Source organism: Eubacterium ventriosum (assembly GCF_025150745.1).
Classification (GTDB): Bacteria; Bacillota; Clostridia; order Lachnospirales; family Lachnospiraceae; genus Eubacterium_G; species Eubacterium_G ventriosum.
Window position 1 is genome coordinate 1,226,147 of the sequence record NZ_CP102282.1, and the last position, 20,430, is coordinate 1,246,576.

Consider the following 20,430-nt stretch of genomic DNA (forward strand, 5'->3'; position numbering starts at 1 on the left):
CATATTGAATTATTTTCAGATAAAAGGTAAAATAAAACGAATAAATAAGTAGGTGTAAAGGTATGAATGATAAAAATGCAGCAATTGGAGTATTTGATTCAGGTGTTGGTGGATTAACAGTGGCACGTGAGATAATAAGACAGCTTCCGGAAGAGAGCATTACATATTTTGGTGATACGGCTAGAGTTCCATACGGTAGCAAGTCTAAGGATACGATTATACGTTACTCCAGACAGATTATTAGATTTTTGAAAACAAAGAACGTAAAGGCAATTGTGGTTGCGTGTAACACGGCAAGTGCTTTTGCCCTTGATACAATAGAGAAAGAAATAGACATTCCAATCATCGGTGTTGTAAAACCGGGAGCAAAGTCGGCAGTTGAAAGTACAAAGAACAAACGTATTGGAATTATTGGTACAGAAGGGACAATAAAAAGTGAGTTGTATACACAGTATATCCACAGCATTGATCCTGAAATTACGGTGGTGGGCAAGGCATGTCCATTGTTTGTTCCGTTGGTGGAAGAAGGAATGCTTCACGATTCCGTAACTGACGAGGTGGCTTCAAGATATTTGGAAAGTATGAAAGAAGAGAATATTGACAGTCTTATTCTTGGCTGTACACATTATCCGCTTTTAAGAAGCACAGTTGGAAAGATTATGGGACCTGAAGTTAATCTTGTTAATCCTGCATATGAAACGGCAATAAGTCTTGATGGACTTTTAAGACAGAATGGCATAAGAGCAGACAAAGATGCAAAGCCGGAATATGAATTTTATGTCAGCGATGCAGAAGAGAAGTTTAAAGAATTTGCCAATTCAATAATGCCTCTTCACATTGAAAAGATTAATCAGATTAATATCGAAGAGTATTAAACAGAATGGAGAATAAATGAATAATAATGTATTGATTAAAATCTCCGGTCTTCAGATGGTAGACGACACAGGTGATAACGTAGAATCAATGTCTGCCGGAAAGTATTATTTAAAAAAGGACAAACATTATGTTCTTTATGAAGATATGGATGACGAAAATGATGAAATAACAAAGAATACAATAAAGTTTAATAGTGAAACAGTAGAAGTCACAAGAAAAGGTCTTGTAACGGGCAAGCTTGTTTTTAAAAAGGGCAAAAACAATCAGTCCCTGTACAGCACACCTTTTGGCGATTTGCTGATGGAAGTTTATACGAAAGATATACTTCTTGAGGAAAAGGAAGACAACATTGACTTAAAGATAGACTATGAACTTTATGCCAATAACAGCAAAGTTTCAGACAGCATAATAAATATAAATATCCGTGAAACGGTATAGGAGTTGAGGAGTTGCATTAAGATGCGACTCCTTATTATTTGGTGCTGTTGTTAAAATAAATAGAGAGTACATCAAACGATGTACTCTCTAGCTTTACGCAGATATTACTTTCTGCCAAATCTCTTCTTTTTCTTAGGTGGTTCATAAATCGGACCACGGATTCTCTTAAATGAAGTAATGTAAAGACCACTTACTGTAGCTTTAATGTCCTGCTTAGGAAGAATCTGTTCGTAAACCTTAGGGTCAGCAATAAGATTCATAACTCTAGGACCTGCCTTCACTTTAACAATAGGAACCTTTGATATTCTTGCATATTTTGGAGACTGTTCCAAAACAATACTTGGAAGACCGGCTTCCTTAAGTTTCAATTTCTTTTTATCAATTACAAAAGCATTGATTGTCTGAGCGTTAGCTTCCATAGTTTTCTGCTGTTCAGCCTGTTTCTTTTCAGCATTACGTCCAAAGAAATAAAGACCGATAAGAGCAGCAACAAGGACTACTAAAATCACAATCAAAACAATGCTCCAAGTAGCAAGTGCTAATACTGGTGTGTTTGTAATCATTGTGTACCTCCATATTAAATTATCATAATCTTGTGATATTTTATCATTTAATAAGTAATTTTACAATAGCTGTTAAAGCTGGTTACTTAATTTTTTTACCTGTTCATAGGCTTTTCCCGGTAAAAGCTTCTGTTCAGCACGGTCCATGTCTGTTGTGTAAATAGGTTTACCAAAGGAAACAATAACCTTACCTGATTTAATAAAAGGAAAATGATTTTCCAAAATATCGTTAGTTCCAGTAATGCCAACAGGAACTACAGGAGCTTTGGACTTAGTTGCTATTTTGAAACCGCCATCCTTAAATTCACCCATTTTCCCTGTTTTTGAACGTGTACCCTCAGGAAAAAGAAAAACGGAAATACCGGATTTAATCATATCAGCAGCTGAAAGTACAGCTTTAAGTCCGTTCCTTGGATCTTTTCTATCCAGAAAAATACAGTTAACAAAACGCATTATCCAACTTAAAAAAGGAACTTTTTCAAGTTCTTTTTTCGCAATATATCCTGTAGGACTGATCATTAAAGGATATGTTACTACAATATCAAAGAAACTGATGTGGTTGGCAACAAAAAGACATGCCTGATTAGGAATGTTCTCTTTTCCGTTAACTTCTAATTTGACACCACTTAAAAATGAAATACATTTTAGACCAAATTGTACAAATTTAAGCGAAGAACGGTTTCGAAGGTCCATATTAAAATGTTGAATGATCCATTCAACTAGCATAACCGGCAGCGAAACTATAAAAAATATTATAAGAAATACTGCAACTAACAAAAGTCTTATCATATAAATTTACCATCCTTAATATAATAATGTATGGGACAAGCACTACATATGTAGATATGATTTGAAAATACAAACATAAATATGTATATTTAAACTTTTTCCCACAGATATATATGTTATCATAAAACAAACAATAATTGAACTGATTGTTTGAAAAAGCATGGCATATAAGTATAAAGAATAATAGAGAGATAATCTGAGAAAATAATTTATGAATGTCAGAGGTATAATCTGTGAAAACATAATCTTGAATGAAAAGTTGGAATTGGTAAAAGTATACAGTTATTTTGCAAAATAATTGTAAAAAGTGTTAAAATAGCGGATAAAAATGTTTTTATTTATTGAATATACTATATGTTCGTGCTATACTCAGCATATGTAGCGAGTAGGATTCGCAAGTAAAGAGGAGGAATAATAATGAAGAGTTTAAAGAAAATAGCAGCAGTTGTAGCTACACTTGCTTTAACAGTAGGAATGACAGCTAACTGTTTTGCAGCAAGCTGGCAGAGTTACTTTGGTGTAAATGAAGCTTGGTTTGAAGGTGCAGAAGGAAAATTAAGTTCACAGTCAGCAACAGGTTGGACAGCAGATATGAAGACAATCGGTTGGGGAGGATGCTGGGGTGCTCAGGTTAAGCAGCCAGTTAAAGTTAAAAAAGGTGAAGAATACACAATCAAATACACATTATCATCATCTAAGTGTGATAAATGGGTATTCGTAAAGATTGCTGATAAGAAAGAAAACTTTGCTTATGGTAAGTGGGTTAAAATTAAAAAAGGTAAATCAGTATCAGTAAACGAAACATTCAAGGCTGCAGCAGATTCAGATACACTTACATTTGGTATCGGTGGTGAATTTGGTGATAGAAAGGGTATTGATAAAGATGCAACAAAGAGATATTCATATGCATCAGGTGGAGCTGCTTCATTAAACGATGGAGATCCTACATATTCAACAACAGTCAAGTGTACAGGATTCTCATTTGAAGCAAAGTCAGCAGCAAGCACAGGAACAAATAGCACAGACACAAACACAAATACAAATACAAATACAAATACAACAGGTTCTACAGGAACAACTAACAATAATACAACAAGCACAACAGTAGCAACTGGTGATTTCTCACCAATGGCATGTGGTGCAGCAGCAATCTTAGCAGGAGTTGCATTAGTAGTATTTGCAAGAAAAAGAGAAGCATAAAATATAAAAGCTTATTTAGAAAGCCGCATTCAGAAATGAATGCGGCTTTTGTTATATTAGGAAAAATTTAAACGATTTTATGAATCACTGAAAATAATTTTTTAAAAAAAATGAAAAATCGTTTTTGTGCCGATTTTATAAAGAAAAATCAAGAATTTATGAGTACAAAAAATGGGACTTAAAAACGATTTTAAAAGCACAACATACGGTATAATGGGCAAAAAACCAACAAAATATAGTTATTGTGAATAACTTAACAAAAACTCATTGTATAAAATAGTCAAAAAAATAGAAGGACTTAAGAAGGAAAATATTTTAAAATGTGAAAAGTATACAAGAAAAAGAAATGAAAAATCGTTTTTAATTGTTGATTTGTACATATTGTTGTGCTAGAATAAGTTTTAAGGAAATCACTATGTGAATTCTAATGTAGGTGAAATGATTTTATCAAAATAGTAAGGAGGAAAAATATGATGAAAAAATTTGGCCGTAAAGCATTAGCTTTATCATTAACAGCCGTTCTTGGAGCATCAATGGTGCTTACAGGATGTGGCGGCAAATCTAAGAACGAAGGAAAGAAAGGTGAAGACTCAACAACAAAGATTGGTCTTACAACTGGTTTGGCTTCAGACACAACAGCAGATATTTCTATTATGACTTGGTCAGGTGATAGCAAATATTACGAAGATATCGGAAGCATGGATTTGTCAACAGACAAGCTTACATCACAGAATGTGGCTCAGGTTTATGCAGTAGCAAAACAGTTTAAGAAATTATATCCTAATATAAAGATTAATCTTTGGGCAAAGACTGGTGACCCTGATCAGCCAGGAACACCAAAGTGGGAACAGGAAATGACATCATTTAAGGCTAAATATGGTAAGTACCCTGATATCTGGGCATCAACTAGCGTAACAAATGACATTAAGAAAGGTCTTGCAGCAGACTTATCAGTATTCTCTGATGATGAAACATATAAGGCATACAATGAAAACCTTATGAGTAACCTTAACTACTACGGTTTCCAGGGTGGATTACCATCATTCTCAATCCCTTGGGGTATTTGGGTAAACAAAGCTTTAGCAGAAAGCAAGAACATTAACGTTCCTGATCCTGACTGGACAATTGATGAATATACAAGATTCTTCACAAAGTCAGACAACACAAGCTTCTGGGGTGACAAGAGCACACCTGTTAATATCATTAATATGGGAACAACAACAATTAATAAGCAGATTAAAGAAAAAGGTACAGTTGATCTTGACAGCGATGAAGTTAAGTCATTGTTAAGCTACATTCCAAAATGGGCTGCTTCAACAATCGACGTTGCTGAAGGTGCAGGAACACTTTCAAAAGATATTAAGATTGAAAGCAAGACTTACTCATGGTATTACTTCTGTAACAACAGATGTTTAACAAACATTACAGATCCTTGGTACTTAACAGCAGGTGCTGATGAATCAGCTAAGGAAAGCGAATCATACATTGATTCAAAGGATTGGGATATTTATCCATTCCCATCAACAGATTACTGTGGAAATACAATCAAGGTAGTTATGGATCCAATTTGTATTCACAACTATGCAGCTGATGACGGAAACAAAGAATGGAACGATGATGAAAAAGCAAAACTTAAAGCTACATATACATTCGCTACATACTGGACAGCAAGTACAGAAGCTAAGCAGGCTATCTTCGATCAGAAGTGGACTGACAACGGTGCTGAAAAATCAGCAGCAGGAGATTCATTCCCTGTAGTAACTGGTGATACATACAAAAAGCAGATGGATATCTGGAACAACCTTCCAGCACATAAGACATACAAAGATAAAGAAGGCTGGAAAGAAATCTTAAAACTTTGGGAAAACAATGAATCATGGGATTACATTGACAAGTGCTGGACAAGTAAGATTACTGAAAAGGGTGAAACAACAGATGTTCTTTATGAATGGAACAATATGTGGAATGAAGAAGTTGCAGGTGCTTGGATGACTGATAAGGACTGGGGAGACAAAGTTAAAGCCAGATTATCAGATTGGAACACAACAATCAACAAACGTATCGAAACAGCTACAAAACAGTTACAGGATAAGTTAGTTGAAAACTACAACTTTGATAAGTCAAAATTCACATCTGACAACAAATAAGATTGAAAATGACTGATTAAATCAAATAATAATTGCGGAACTGCAAAAAGCAGTTCCGCTTTTATAACAAATAGAAAGGACAACAATGAAAAAGAAGATTATCGCAATTGTAATTGGAATACTATGTGTCATTGTTGCAGCTATAGGTCTTTTCCAGTTTGCATTCAAAACAAAAGCAACTTATGTAAAAGATGTAGATAGTGATAAGTTTAATAAAGCATATGATTTATTGGCAAATGCATATCTTGAGGATGGCGAAGAAGCTGACGTATATTATACAGACTTTATAAAAAAGAATACTGAAGCCGGAGAAGGGGAGCATAAGGCTACGTTAACTAACGGAGTGGATTCGGTTAAGTATTATGAAGAAAACAACAATGAAGACAACCAACTACCAGAGGATGTAAAAACATACTCTGATAAAATGATTGAATTAGAATATCAGAAATCAGCTAACTATAAAGTAAATGTAGAAAAAGCAGGATTATATACATTAAATGTAGATTATATTTCTGTTGGTGATTCGCTTTCAGATTATACTGTTAGCGCAAAAGTTAATGGAAAACATCAGTATTCAGAAACTAATACTATAGCATTACCAATTCATTGGACAGATGTTGACCAGGACAAATATATCGGAAGTGATGATCAGAAAGAATTTCCAAAAGACAGCTACGGAGATGAAATGGCTCCTAGCCAGTCAAGAATTCAGAAATGGGTTAATACAAATATTTACAATAATACTTACGTATCAAGCAAACCACTTACTTTCTATTTAAAAGAGGGTGAAAACACAATTTCGCTTGAAAATGTATCTTCAGGAGGATTGGCTTTAGGCAAGCTGACAGTAAAGGCAGCGACGGATGATACAATTTCATATGAAGAATATGCTGCACAGCATAGTGATGCAGAATTAGTAACAGACAAGGAAGAAGCATTACAGATTGATGCTGTTTATTATTCAGAAAAGAATTCTACAGATGCAATATATGGCACAAAGGTCACAACAGCACTTACAAGATTCAACATAGATACAGAAAAACTAAATACTTTGCACTGGAGTGCAGCAGGTAATGAAGTTACATATACATTCAAAGTAAAGAAGTCAGGAAATTACAACTTAGCTTTCCACTATAATAATGGAAAGAAAGAATTCGATACTTTTGAAACAATTAAGATTGACGGTCAGGTTCCATTTAAGGAAATGTATAATTATAAGTTTAATCCGGTTTCATCAGGATATGCTAATGAAACACTTAAGGATTCAAATGGAAACAACTACAATTTCTATTTTGAAGAAGGAACTCACACAATCACAATCAAGCAGGAAAATGAACCAATTATGGAAGCATACAGATATGCATTACTTTTACAGGAACATATCACAAACTTCCAGTTGGAAATCACAAAGATTACAGGTAGCGATGTAGATACTGAAAGAAACTGGAAGATGACAAAATACATTCCTGAAATTCCAAAATATTTAAATGCTTATGAAACAGTAATTCAGCATATCAGATATTTACTTCAGGATTATTCAGAAGGTGGAAACAGTGGTGCAGTTTTAGCTTACTTAGATGAAGCAGAACAGTTTATCAAGAATATGAAGAAGTATCCGGATGACATTGCTCTTCATACAGCAGACTTAACAGGTGCAGAAAACTCAATCCTCGTTTCATTAAGCAACTTCACAACAGAAGTAACATCAAATGATTTTACACTTGATAGAATTTATGTGTACGGAGACAAGAGTGAATTAGAAAGTCCTAATGCATCATGGGCAAGCTCATTATGGACGTCAATTAGAACTTTAACCAATACATTTACATCTTCAAAATACTCAACAGGTGTATCTGACAAAGATAAGGACACAATTACTATCTGGGTTAACAGAGCTATTACTCACGTAGATTTATTACAGAAGATGGCTGATACAGAATTTGTTCCTTATTATAAAGAAAAAACAGGAAAAGATATTAAAGTTCAGGTAGCAACAATGCCTGATGTAAACAAGTTGACATTGGCAATTGCGGCAGATGAAACACCGGACATTGCTTTAGGACTTGCTTCATATGTACCATTTGATTTGTCAAGCCGTGGTGCTTTATATGATTTATCACAGTTTGATGATTTCTGGACAGTAGCAAGAAGATTCCCGACAGGATCATTTGTTTCATATGTATATAATGAAGGAATGTACGCAATTCCTGAAACAACAGACTTTAATGCAGTTGTTTACAGAACAGATATCTTTGATCAGTTAGGACTTAAATGCCCTTCAACATGGAATGAATTGATAGACATTCTTCCAACTCTCCAGAGATATGGTAAGAACTTCTATCATAATATTTCAGCAGGTGTTTCAGGATACAAATGGTTCTACCAGACATCACCAATGATGCTTCAGAATAATGGAGAACTTTATACACAGGATGAAAATGGTCTTGTAACAACAGGTATTGATTCAAAGAACGCAGTTAAAGGACTTCAGCTTTTAGGAGATTTGTTTACAAAATACTCTCTTGATACATCAGTACAGAACTTCTTTAACTCATTTAGATACTCAACATTACCAATTGGTATTGTAGGTATGGAAGATTATACATTAATTAAGAATGGTGCTCAGGAATTGGACGGTAAGTGGAAACTTGCCGAATATCTTGGAACAGAACAGGAAGATGGAACAATTAACAGAAAGTTTGTTGCTAACGGAACAGGTGGAGTTATCTTTAAGAATTCTGAAAAGAAGGAAGCTTCATGGGAATTCCTTAAATGGTGGACAAGCAAAGATGTTCAGACAGAATACACATACACATTACGTTCAACATATGGTAAGACATATTTCTGGTTATCAGCCAATATGGCAGCTCTTCACAACAATCCAATGGCTGAAGCTGACAAGCAGGTTGTATTAAAGCAGATTAATCAGGTAACTGATGTAACAAGAACTCCTGGTCAGTACTTACTTGAAAGAACAATTTCTAATATTTGGACATCGATGGTATTCGACGGTACATCAGCACAGGTAGCAGTTGATGAGGCAAAGAACGATGTTAACAAAGAAATTGTAAGAAAGATGAAAGAATTAGGATTTTACGATGAAAATGGAAAACTTATAAAAGATTTCAAACTTCGTGGATATGATTGGATTAAACAGAATCAGGATAATGCAAAAGCAGATAAAGGAGAGGAGGTAACACAGAGTGGAAGCAACTAAAGACATTGCAACAAAACCGGCTAAGCCGGCAAAGATAAAGAGCAATAAAAAGTTTACAGAAACTGAAGGTTTTCATGCTTTTGTTCTGTTCCTTCCTTACGGATTATTGTTTTTTACATTTATCTTATTACCTATTATTATTGCAATCGGATTATCATTTACATATTTTGATGTAATTAATACTCCAACTTTTGCAGGACTTAACAACTACATCACTTTGATTACAGGCGATGAGGTATTTATGAAATATGTATTACCTAACACTGTGCTTTACGCTATCGTAGTCGGTGTTGGTGGATACGCATTATCATTCCTTATGGCATGGATTCTTGCTCAGGTAACACCTAGAGCAAGAACACTATATGCGTTAGCAATGTACACACCTTCAATGGTAGGTCAGTTAATGATTCAGGTTATTTGGAAGACAATCTTCTCAGGTGACCAGACAGGTTTGGCAAACGCATATTTACAGAAACTGGGATTAATAAATCAGCCTATTCAGTGGTTGATATCATCTGATTACTTTATGCAGATTATGATTTTTATATCGTTGTGGTCATCAATGGGTATTGGTTTCTTATCAATGCTTTCAGGTATTATGAACATCGACCAGGAATTATACGAAGCAGCTTATGTGGATGGTATTAAAAATAGAGCCCAGGAAATTATTTATATTACAGTTCCTTCAATGAAGCCACAGATGTTGTTCGGTGCGGTTATGTCTATTGTAAACGCATTTAACATGGGTTGGATTGGTGTAACATTGGCAGGAGCAAACCCTACACCGGATTATGCAGGTCAGTTAATTGCTAACCACATTGATGATTATGCCTACGTTAGATACGAAATGGGATATGCATCAGCGGTATCAGTTGCATTGCTTTGCTTAGTTTGGATTTGTAGTAAAGTAGCAAACAAGTTATTTACAGAAAAAGATGAATATTAGAAAGGAGGATACATAAATGGCAAATTTTCAAGGTAACAGAATTAACCCAACAAGATTTTCAAGCGGCCAGATTAAGTTTCATATTATAGCATTTCCGCTTTCTATATTTATGATCCTTCCGGTAGTATTCCTTATTGGAAACGCTTTTAAACCACTTGGTGAGTTGTTTAAATTTCCACCAACTATTTTTGCACACAATCCAACATTGGACAACTTTAAGAATCTTATGAACTTAGCAGGTTCTACAGGTATTCCAATGTCAAGATACTTCTTGAACTCAATGATAGTTACTGTGCTTACAGTAGTTCTTAACTTATTGATTACAATTATGGCAGCTTATGTTTTCTCAAAGAAGAAATTCAAGATTAAAGGTGCTTTATGGGAAATCAACCAGATGGCTCTTATGTTCGTAGCCACAGCGGTTTCAATCCCAAGATACTTAATTATAGTAAAAATTGGTGCATACAATACATGGTTTGCACATATCCTTCCACTTATTGCCATGCCTGTAGGTTTATTCCTGGTTAAGCAGTTCGTAGACGGAATACCGGATGCCCTTATTGAAGCAGCGGTAGTTGACGGAGCAGGAGATGCAACAATCTTAAGAAAGATTATCATCCCATTAACAAAACCGGCTCTTGCAACATCAGTCGTTTTAACATTCCAGCAGGTATGGAGCAACGTGGAAACATCAAACAACTATATTACTAACGAAGCATTAAGAACATTGACATATTATGTAAACTCTATTGGCACAAACAATGCAGTGGCAGCATCAGGTATGGTTGCGGCAGCCAACTTGATTATGTTTATACCTAACCTGATTATTTTCATCTGCATGCAGTCAAAGGTTATGAACACAATGGCAAGTTCAGGTATCAAGTAAGGAGAAGGGCACATGAAAAAATTATTGAAAAAATCATTAGTGCTGTTCCTGGCACTGATATTTGTAGTGATGTCTGTTCTTCCTGTAGCAGCTTCTCAGGCAACAAGTTATTCATATACACTTGATGACGAAGGGGAGTTAGTTAGAACACAGGATGCTTACTTACCAGACAGAACTATAACAAACCTCGGATTATCCGATCCGGAAGATATGATTATAGATGATGAAAATAATGCATATATCGTTGACACAGGTAATGCAAGAGTTCTCGTTTATAATTTGGATGATGAAAAAGTAGTAACTCAGATTGATAAAGATACTGTTGGCTCAAAAGATTTTGAAGGTTTTAACTCACCTAAGGGAATTTTTCTTACAAAAAGTGGTGAAGTTTATATAGCTGATACAGGAGCTAAGACAGTATTCAGATTCAAGAAAGTTAACGAGACAAAATATGAATTTGTAAGACGTTATGACAGACCAACAGCACCAATCTTCGCAGATACAAACTACGAACCAAGTAAGGTAGCAGTTGATAGTGGTAACAATCTTTACATAGTTTCAGAAGGTGTTTACGCAGGTATTATTCAGCTTGCTAACTCAGGTGATTTTTTAGGATATTTCGCATCAAATAAATCTAAACTTACACCACAGCAGGTTTTCCTTAAAATTATTTATACAAAGGAACAGGAGAAAAACTCAACTTTGTTAAATACTTTACCATCAACATTCTCAAACGTTTTTGTTGATGCAGAAGGAACAGCTTATTCAACATGTATGGGTAAGGGAACGGACCTTTTAAAGAAACATAGTACAAATGGAACAAACTTATTTAAAAATGTTATTGCTTCATCGGGTGCATTTACAGATGTAACAGCAGATTCAAATGGAATTATTTATGCATCTGACTCAAAGGGATATATATATGTATATACAAGAGACGGAGAGTTGATTTTCAGCCTTGGTGAAAAGGCAGGTAACAATGACGTGTCAGGTTTGTTCTCATCACTTACAACAATTGCTGTTGATAACAATGGAAACATTTGGACAGCAGATGGTAAGAAGGGATTTATCCAGTCGTTTACACCAACAGAATACGCAACAACAATTTATAAAGCATTACAGGAATATGAAAACGGTGATTACACAGATGCTCTTAAAGATTGGAATTACGTATTAAGATTAAACCAGATGTCAGTTTTGGCACATAACGGTGTTGCAAAAGCTTATTATAATGATGAAGAATATGATAAGGCAATGGAACATTTTGAAATTGCCGGAAACAGAAGTGGTTATTCAGATGCTTTCTGGGAAGTTAGAAATAAAGGCATCCAGAAGGACCTGGGAGCTGTATTAACAGTTGTAATTATCTTAATTGTTTTGAGTATAGTTATTAAACTTGTTGATAAGAAGAAAGTTTTAAGAACTAAGAGAAAACAGTTTGGAACTAAACTAAAAGAACTTCCTGTAATTGGAGAAATCGGTTATGCATTTAAGTGTGCTAAACATCCAATTGACAGATATTATGATATAAGAGTTGGAAAGAACGGTTCAATGATTGCAGCAACAATTATTTATGTAGCATTCTTTGCAGTATATATGATTTATCAGACAGGAAAAGGATTTATTTATCAGTATACAAGCGTTGAAGATATGGATATGGGAGCCGTAGTAGTTGGTTTCTTTGCTATCTTAATTCTCTTCATCGTATGTAACTTCCTTGTTACATCAATTACAGATGGTGACGGAACATTAAAGCAGGTATATATGATTCCTGCATATGGTATTATGCCATTAATGATTTGCATGATTGTTACAACAATTATGTCATACCAATTAACATATAACGAATCATTTATCTTGACAGTTATTATGATGATCGGTGGTATTTGGAGTATCGCAGTAATATTTGAAGGACTTTCAACAGTTCATGACTATGACTTTAAACAGACAGTAGTCAGCCTTATTATTACAGCAGTATTTATGTTAATTGCGGCTATAGTTGTTCTTGTAGTAATTATTATGTGGGAACAGTTATACGACTTCTTAATCACAGTAGGAAAGGAGATAATAAGAAATGTTACAGGCAGCTAAAAAGAATAAATTTAAAGCAACAGCAATCATTGTATGTCTCTTATGTGTCCTTTCACTTTGTGTAGCAGTTGGCGCTGCATTCATTAACACTAACAGAGATACAAGACCTGTACCTGATGTTGCAAAATCTTCATTAAAGTATTCAAATGCTTACGAAGAATTATGCACAATAGGAGATTACAAATATCTTTTCTATGAAGACAGAGATATCTTAGCAATCGAAAATACAAAAACAGGATATGTTTGGAAAACAGGCGTAGACGTTCCTTTCTTAAATGAAGCATGGGAAGCAAGAGATATTATTACAGATGCTAAGGAAAGCGGTGATAATACAGAACTTAAAGACTATGCTAAAGAAAAGAATATGACAATAGCAGAAGTAAAAGAAATGGCAAACTGTGTTGATTCATCATTTAACAGTAGCCAGTATACAGCCTTTGCCAATTCTCTTGTAACAGTTGAATATTTTGAAGGCTCAGGAGATTCAATGACAACACAGAGAGCATCATCAGCACCGGAAAAGAAGAGCCAGGGCGAATCACAGCTTACTAAGGGAAGCAGTGAAAACGAATGGGTTTTGGATTGTAAGTTTAACATTGATGATGAAGAATTAGGCGTTAAAGTTCATATGACTTTAGGCGAAAATGGAAAGGTTAACTTTAAAGTTCCTTATGAAGAAATTACAGGTTGTATTAGCAAGATTAAATGTATCGAAATTGCTCCTTTCTTAGGAACAAGCGGTGGTATTCTTAAATACTATGATAAAGATGCAGATGATTTTGTTAAGACAGAAGTGAAAGAACTTACACCTGGTTATGTTTTAGTTCCAGACGGAAGCGGAAGCTTAATCAGATTTAATGAAAACAAGACAAAGTTTAGTGAATACAATAGTAAGGTTTATGGAACAGATCCATCAACAGAATCTAACTACTATTCATCATTAGATGATGTTGTACCACTTAAGAATCCAACAATGCCGGTATTTGGTATTTCACATGGTGATGGTACACAGGCAGCATTTGTAGCTTATGCAGATCAGGGTGATGAGTATATGTCAATTAATGCAGCTCCTGCATCAACAACTGATGGAGAAATTGCTTACACATATGCATATGCATCATTCCAGTACAACGCTGAATACTTCCAGGTTATAAACCAGGCAGGTGATTCATATCGTAAAGTACAGGATAAACCTAATAAGTTTGATATTGACTTAACATATCAGTTTTTAGAGGGTGACGGCAGTAATGGTTACAAAGCTGATTACACAGGTATGGCTAAGGCATACAGACAGCATTTAATTGATGAAGGAATTTTAACTGAAAAGTCAGTTGATGAAAAGAACATTCCTATTAGAATTGACTTCCTTATGTCAGATTCAAAGAAAGGTGTATTCTCAACACAGGAAGTTGAAGTTACTTCAGCATCAGATGTTAAGAATATTTTAAACCAGCTTAACAAAGATGGTATTGAAAATATTAGCACAGGACTTATAGGATGGCAGAGAGGTGGAGAAACATTATCAAAACCTAACAGCACTAAGTTCTCAAGTTCAGTTGGAAAGAAGAATGAATTTAAGAGTTTAATGTCAGAATTCGCTAAAAAGGGAATTGATATTTCATTTTCAAGAGAGTTCTCATCAATAAACGAAACAATGGTTAATTATTATGGAACTGCAGCAAAGCATATTAACTCACAGTATCTCTCAGTAGATAAGTCACAAGTTCTTCCAAAGAACGTTCCTGTTACAGAATACGGATATGCAACACCTGCTAAGACAGCACAGTGGATTACAGATTTGTATGAAGATTTAGGAGACTTAAGCGGTTCATTTACAATTGACGGAGCATCAAACATTCTTTTAAGCCATTATAAGAGTGATGACAATAAGACAACAGTTCAGAATACTGTAAAACTTTATCAGGATGCTATTTCAAAGATTCAGAAGAACGGAACAAAGACAAACCTTGTAAATCCTAACAAGTACTTATGGAAATATACAGACCGTTACTTACAGTCACCTGTAGGAACATCACAGTATGTATATGAAACAGATACAGTTCCTTTCTTACAGATGGTACTTAATGGAACAATGGAAGTTTATGCACCATATGCTAACTTCTCATTCTATGCACAGACAGATATGTTAAGAATGATTGATTACAACATTTCACCATCATTTGTCTTAACACAGAAACCATCATACTTATTAGGTTCAACAACTTCATCAGATTACTATTCAACAGAGTTTGGACAGTATGAGGAATTAGTAAATACTATTTACAATACAGTTAATACACCATTGTCACAGGTTATTAATTATAACTGGGATAGCAGAACAGTTTATAGCTGGGATGGAAAAGAATTAACTTCAGCATCAAAAGATGCTAATGGTAATGAAACAGATGGTGGTATAATTGCAAACCAGTATTCAAAGGATGGAGATGTGAAGACAATTATTATAAACTATACATCTGATGAAATTCAGGTTAATGGTACAAGCGTTGCAGCAAACAGCGCAGCAGTAGTAGAAGGAGGTGTTAAGTAATGGCTGAAAATACAAAAGTAACTTCAGAAGAAGTTAAAGAAGAAAAAGTAGAAACAGCAAAAACTTCCAATACTACAAAGAAAAAGGAAACAAAAGCACCTAAAAAGAAAAAAATGAGAACTTATCAGCAGAGACAGAATAGATCAGGTTACATGTTTATGGCACCTTGGATTTTAGGTTTTTGTGCTTTTACATTGTTCCCGTTCGTATTTACAATTTATTTAAGCTTTACATCTGTAGCTTCAACTAACTGGGGTTACAAGATTGAGTTTATAGGTTTAAGCAATTACATTAATGCATTTGTTGGTAACCAGGAATTCTTACCTGCATTACTTTCATACATTAAGATGATTATACCTTACACATTTATAGTAGTAGTTTTATCATTCATTATTGCTTACTTACTTTGCAAGATTAATGTAGGTAAAGGAATTTTAAGAACTATCTACTTCCTGCCGGTTATTATCATGTCAGGTCCTGTAATGTCACAGTTATTAACTGTACAGAATGCAGGAGATCAGGCAGCAGAAAAAATTGCGGCAGTAACACAGCAGACTAACGCTTATTCAAATATTTTCATAATGCAGATTATTGACAGTTACTCACCTGCATTAGCAAATGGACTTGCAGGAATATTTGATCAGCTTTCAATTATACTTTGGTTTACAGGTATCCCAATTGTATTATTTATCAATGGTTTACAAAAGATTAACCCAAGTATTTATGAAGCAGCAAAGATTGATTCAGCCAATGCATGGCAGATTATGTGGAAGATAACAATTCCAATGATTAAGCAGGTTGGATTAATTATCACAGTATTTACAGTAATTCAGTTAGGTATGTATGATTCAATTAACCCTGTATACAAGTTAATCGAAGAAAAGACAGGTGAAACAAGTTCAGGACTTGGTTTCGCAGCTACATACGCATGGATTTACAGCCTGTTAGCTCTTGTAATGATAGGAATTGTATTCCTCATATTCAGGGATAGAAAACCTAAGGACATTAAGGCAAGACAGAAGCAGGAAAAGAAATTAAAGAAGCTGGAAAAGCAGCAGAAGAAGAGATTAGCTTCACAGGCAAGACATCAGAAGAAGGAGGCAAAGTTATATGGCAAATAAAGATAGCAGTGCAAAGAAAATTGATTTGTCAGCAGTAAAGAAAATCAACTTTGCCAAATTAAAGAGATTAAAGGCAGTAAATATTATTGCAAAAGTGGCAATTTACTTTTTGCTTATCTGTATTGGATTCGTATTTTTACAGCCAATATTTGAGATGATTTCAAAGGCAATTATGACTTCTAAAGACTTAATTGATCCTTCTGTAACATGGATTGCAAAGCATGCTACACTTAGTAACTTTAAAAACGCAATAAAAACTCTTGAAATGCCTGGCTCATTGTTTAACTCAATCTGGTTTTCAGCATTGTTGGCATTAGCTCAGACAGCAGTATCACTTACAACAGGTTTTGCATTATCAAGATATTCATTTAAGGGACGTAATTTCTGGTACATAATGTTAATCTTAGCATTTATTTTACCAATACCACTTCTTACAATCCCAAGAATTATGGTATTTACGGAAATTGAATCTATTGTAGGATTTAAGGTTATTGGAACAATTATTCCACAGTTCCTAATGTCATTATTAGGACAGGGAACATATTCAACAATGTTAATTTTGATTGCGTTTAACTTCTTTAATATGATACCTAAGTCATTAGATGAAGCAGCCATGATTGACGGTGCCGGTTCATTTAGAGTTTTCTATCATATTGCAGTTAGATTATCAATTTCAACAATACTTGTTGTATTCCTGTTTTCATTCGTATTTAACTGGAATGAAACATATACAACAAACACAATGCTTGGTGATGCATTAACTCTTGTACCTGCAAAACTTGCATTATTCGATAATGGTTCAACAGGGGCTACAGGTAACGTAATAAACGAAGCAAACCGAATGGCAGCAACACTTATTTCAATTGCTCCATTGTTGGCATTGTACATGGTAGTACAGAAACAGTTCATTCAGGGTATTGAAAATACAGGTATTACCGGAGAATAAAAAAATTGTGGGACCTGCATTGCAGGTTCCAATATATAAAGAACGTGATGTTTATTAAAAAAGGAGGAAACAATGAAAGAATTTAAGAAATTAGTTTCAGCTTTTCTTGTTGTGGCTATGGTTGTTACTCTTGTAACTATTACGCCGAGTACAGATGCAAATGCAGCTGTTACAATTTACTCAGGAAAGAAGATTACTTTAACAGTTGGTAAGTCTGAAAAGATTTACTTAAAGCAGAAGGGTGCTAAATTTAAAACAAGCAACAAAAAAGTTGCAACTGTTAACAGGAAAGGTGTTGTAAAAGCAAAAGGCATTGGTACATGTAAAATCAAAATCACAGTAGGAAGCAGTTCAAAGAATTCTAAAGTTACAGTAGTACCTAAAAATGTAACAATTAAAGCAGCTACTTTATCAGGAACAACAGCAAAGGTTACTTGGAAAAAGGTAAAAGGCGTAAAAGGATACTATGTATACAAATCAACAAACGCTAACAGCGGATTTAAGAAAGTAGCAACAGTAAAGGGTGCAAAGAAGACTTCAGCAACAATTAAGAATCTTGCATCAGGAACAACATATTTCAAAGTTAAGGCTTTTGGAAAATCAGGAAAGAAAACAATTACTTCAAAGAAATATTCAAAGGCTGTATCAGTTAAGGTTTGGAAATTAGTATGGTCTGATGAATTTAATGGTTCATCACTTGACATGAATAACTGGACTTATGAGACAGGTACAGGCGATGGCGGTTGGGGTAATCAGGAATGGCAGACTTACACAGCAGGAGATAACGCTAAAGTAGAAAACGGTAATCTTGTTATCATTCCAAGAATGGAATGGAAGAATGGTAACAACGCTCCATCAAAGGTAACTTCAACAAGAATTATTACAAAGAATAAGAAAACATTTAAGTATGGTAAGATGGAAATCAGAGCTAAGGCAGCTGGTGGAAAAGGAACATGGTCAGCAGGTTGGATGTTAGGCGATGGTACAGGTGACCAGAGAGGTTGGCCATATGATGGCGAAATCGACATTATGGAAGCTATGTCAGGTGGAGTTCCACAGACTATCCATTGCGAAAGATTCAACAACCAGTCATGGTCACATGGTAATAAAAACTATGCAACAGGTTTAACACAGGCTAAGAGTGCTGAGACATATCATACTTATGGAATTATCTGGACAGACAAATATATTCAGTTTACAGTTGACGGAGTAAACAAGGGATTATATGATCCATCAATGTACGACGCAAGCATTTATGATCAGTGTTGGGCATTTGATCATCCATTCTTCTTTATTTTAAACTGTGCAGTAGGTGGAAATGCTGCAGGTGAGGTTTCAACAGATGGATGGACAAACAAGGGAACTGTAAACGGTGTTACAACATGGGAAGATTACTACTATGTTGATTATGTAAGAGTTTACCAGTAGAAATCTAATAAGAAGGATAGAAAAAATCAGGCAGGTCATCCTGTTGGGTGACCTGCCTAAAAATACTAAATGCTTGAAACGTTTAGCAGAAATTTGAAGGAAAATTGAAAAAAATTTCAAATCAGAAATTGATTTGAGAATAGAATTTAAACAAGATTGAAAAAGGGTTAAGCAACTAGGGAGGAATATTGTATGGTTACAATTAAAGATGTTGCACGAGAAGCAGGTGTAGCAATTTCAACAGTATCAAATGTATTTAACAATGGTGACATTGTTAGTGAAGAAACAAAGCAGAAAGTTTTAGAAGCTGTTGAAAAACTGCATTATATACCTAACATGAATGCCAAATTATTAAAATCTAATAGAAAAAATACTATAGGACTTTTTGTAACAAGTTTACAGGGTGATTTCTATAACGTATTAACACAGGCGATTCATTTACAGTGTAAATTAAATAATTATATGCTTAATATTTACGTAAGCAATGATAATTCACCGGATGAAATTTATAGAATGATTATTGCATCAGGTGTAGCAGGAGCCATTATTTATCATGAAGATTTGACAGGTGATTATGTAAAAAGAATCGCAACAGTCAATATTCCAATGGTATTTATTGACAGAGATAGTAAAGACAAAAACATTTCAGGTGTATTAGTTGATGATAAGCTTGGGGCAACAATGGCAGTTGACCATTTAATCAAACTTGGTCATAAGCGAATCGGATATATTCACGGAAATGAAACAGGAGATGATAAGCACCGTTTCCAGGGATATAAGGAAATGATGGAAAAAAATAATCTTCCAATTGATGAAGACATAATTTTAAGAGGATATTACGAAGAAGCATTAGCATATAGTGAAATGCGTTCAATGTTATCAAGTGGAATCAAACTTCCTGATGCTATGTTTTGTGCCAATGATGAAATGGCATGGGGATGTATTCAGGCATTACAGGACGTTGGAATTAAGGTTCCTGAAGATGTAAGTGTTATCGGATATGATGATAGTACTTTAAGTGCGTATTATGGAGTCCCACTTACAACAGTTCACAGTCCAATTGTCGAAATGGGTAGTGCCAGTGCAAATGAGTTATTCAGATTGTTAAACAGTGAGGGAGACAAAAGTGGTACAGTAACTAAGTTGTCACCAACAATGGTTTACAGAAGCTCATGTGGAAAGCATAAGGAACGCAAATAATAATAAATATTAATAATAAAAAAGGTTAAAATTA

15 protein-coding genes are annotated in these 20,430 nt (G+C 34.6%); 13 read left to right on the forward strand and 2 right to left on the reverse strand.

The features are described from left to right. Positions 1–62: 62 nt before the first annotated feature. Together murI and NQ558_RS05600 are read left to right on the forward strand one after the other, a co-directional pair. A complete protein-coding gene (gene murI / locus NQ558_RS05595) occupies positions 63–875 on the forward strand; it encodes a glutamate racemase (protein ID WP_005358803.1) in 813 nt (270 codons plus the stop codon). Between the two features lie 16 nt (positions 876–891). Then, entirely contained in the window at positions 892–1,314 is a 423-nt protein-coding gene (locus NQ558_RS05600) for a YwiB family protein (RefSeq protein WP_005358800.1), read from the forward strand. 104 nt (positions 1,315–1,418) lie between these two features. Here NQ558_RS05600 and NQ558_RS05605 read toward each other — a convergent pair whose 3' ends face one another. Further along, positions 1,419–1,877, reverse strand: coding sequence for a hypothetical protein (locus NQ558_RS05605; protein WP_005358798.1), 459 nt, complete (start codon positions 1,875–1,877; stop codon positions 1,419–1,421). A 72-nt stretch (positions 1,878–1,949) separates the two neighbouring features. Then, a complete protein-coding gene (locus NQ558_RS05610) occupies positions 1,950–2,666 on the reverse strand; it encodes a lysophospholipid acyltransferase family protein (RefSeq protein ID WP_005358795.1) in 717 nt (238 codons plus the stop codon). Positions 2,667–3,083: 417 nt separating this feature from the next. Here NQ558_RS05610 and NQ558_RS05615 point away from each other — a divergent pair, with 417 nt between their 5' ends. The 11 genes from NQ558_RS05615 (at position 3,084) to NQ558_RS05665 (ending at position 20,396) form a co-directional block, all read left to right on the forward strand. Next, the gene (locus NQ558_RS05615; protein WP_005358789.1) at positions 3,084–3,866 is read left to right on the forward strand and encodes a hypothetical protein; all 783 of its coding nucleotides are present in this window, start codon (positions 3,084–3,086) and stop codon (positions 3,864–3,866) included. A gap of 470 nt (positions 3,867–4,336) precedes the next feature. Next, entirely contained in the window at positions 4,337–6,013 is a 1,677-nt protein-coding gene (locus NQ558_RS05620; protein ID WP_005358787.1) for a type 2 periplasmic-binding domain-containing protein, read from the forward strand. Between the two features lie 85 nt (positions 6,014–6,098). After that, a complete protein-coding gene (locus NQ558_RS05625; protein ID WP_005358783.1) occupies positions 6,099–9,230 on the forward strand; it encodes an extracellular solute-binding protein in 3,132 nt (1,043 codons plus the stop codon). Further along, on the forward strand, positions 9,217–10,176 hold the full coding sequence (locus NQ558_RS05630; protein WP_242652073.1) for a carbohydrate ABC transporter permease: 960 nt from the start codon (positions 9,217–9,219) through the stop codon (positions 10,174–10,176). The genes NQ558_RS05625 and NQ558_RS05630 overlap by 14 nt, the downstream gene beginning before the upstream one ends. Positions 10,177–10,192: 16 nt before the next feature. Beyond that, positions 10,193–11,062, forward strand: coding sequence for a carbohydrate ABC transporter permease (locus NQ558_RS05635; protein WP_005358776.1), 870 nt, complete (start codon positions 10,193–10,195; stop codon positions 11,060–11,062). 12 nt (positions 11,063–11,074) lie between these two features. Further along, positions 11,075–13,153: a YIP1 family protein gene (locus NQ558_RS05640; protein ID WP_005358773.1), complete on the forward strand. Its 2,079-nt coding sequence runs from the start codon at positions 11,075–11,077 to the stop codon at positions 13,151–13,153. After that, positions 13,137–15,701, forward strand: coding sequence for a DUF5696 domain-containing protein (locus tag NQ558_RS05645; RefSeq protein WP_005358771.1), 2,565 nt, complete (start codon positions 13,137–13,139; stop codon positions 15,699–15,701). The genes NQ558_RS05640 and NQ558_RS05645 overlap by 17 nt, the downstream gene beginning before the upstream one ends. After that, positions 15,701–16,822: a carbohydrate ABC transporter permease gene (locus tag NQ558_RS05650; protein ID WP_005358769.1), complete on the forward strand. Its 1,122-nt coding sequence runs from the start codon at positions 15,701–15,703 to the stop codon at positions 16,820–16,822. The genes NQ558_RS05645 and NQ558_RS05650 overlap by 1 nt, the downstream gene beginning before the upstream one ends. Continuing rightward, positions 16,812–17,768: a carbohydrate ABC transporter permease gene (locus tag NQ558_RS05655; RefSeq protein WP_005358768.1), complete on the forward strand. Its 957-nt coding sequence runs from the start codon at positions 16,812–16,814 to the stop codon at positions 17,766–17,768. Before NQ558_RS05650 ends, NQ558_RS05655 begins: the two co-directional genes overlap by 11 nt. Before the next feature lie 72 nt (positions 17,769–17,840). Then, entirely contained in the window at positions 17,841–19,196 is a 1,356-nt protein-coding gene (locus NQ558_RS05660; RefSeq protein ID WP_005358767.1) for a family 16 glycosylhydrolase, read from the forward strand. 192 nt (positions 19,197–19,388) lie between these two features. Continuing rightward, entirely contained in the window at positions 19,389–20,396 is a 1,008-nt protein-coding gene (locus tag NQ558_RS05665; protein ID WP_005358766.1) for a LacI family DNA-binding transcriptional regulator, read from the forward strand. Positions 20,397–20,430: the final 34 nt, after the last annotated feature.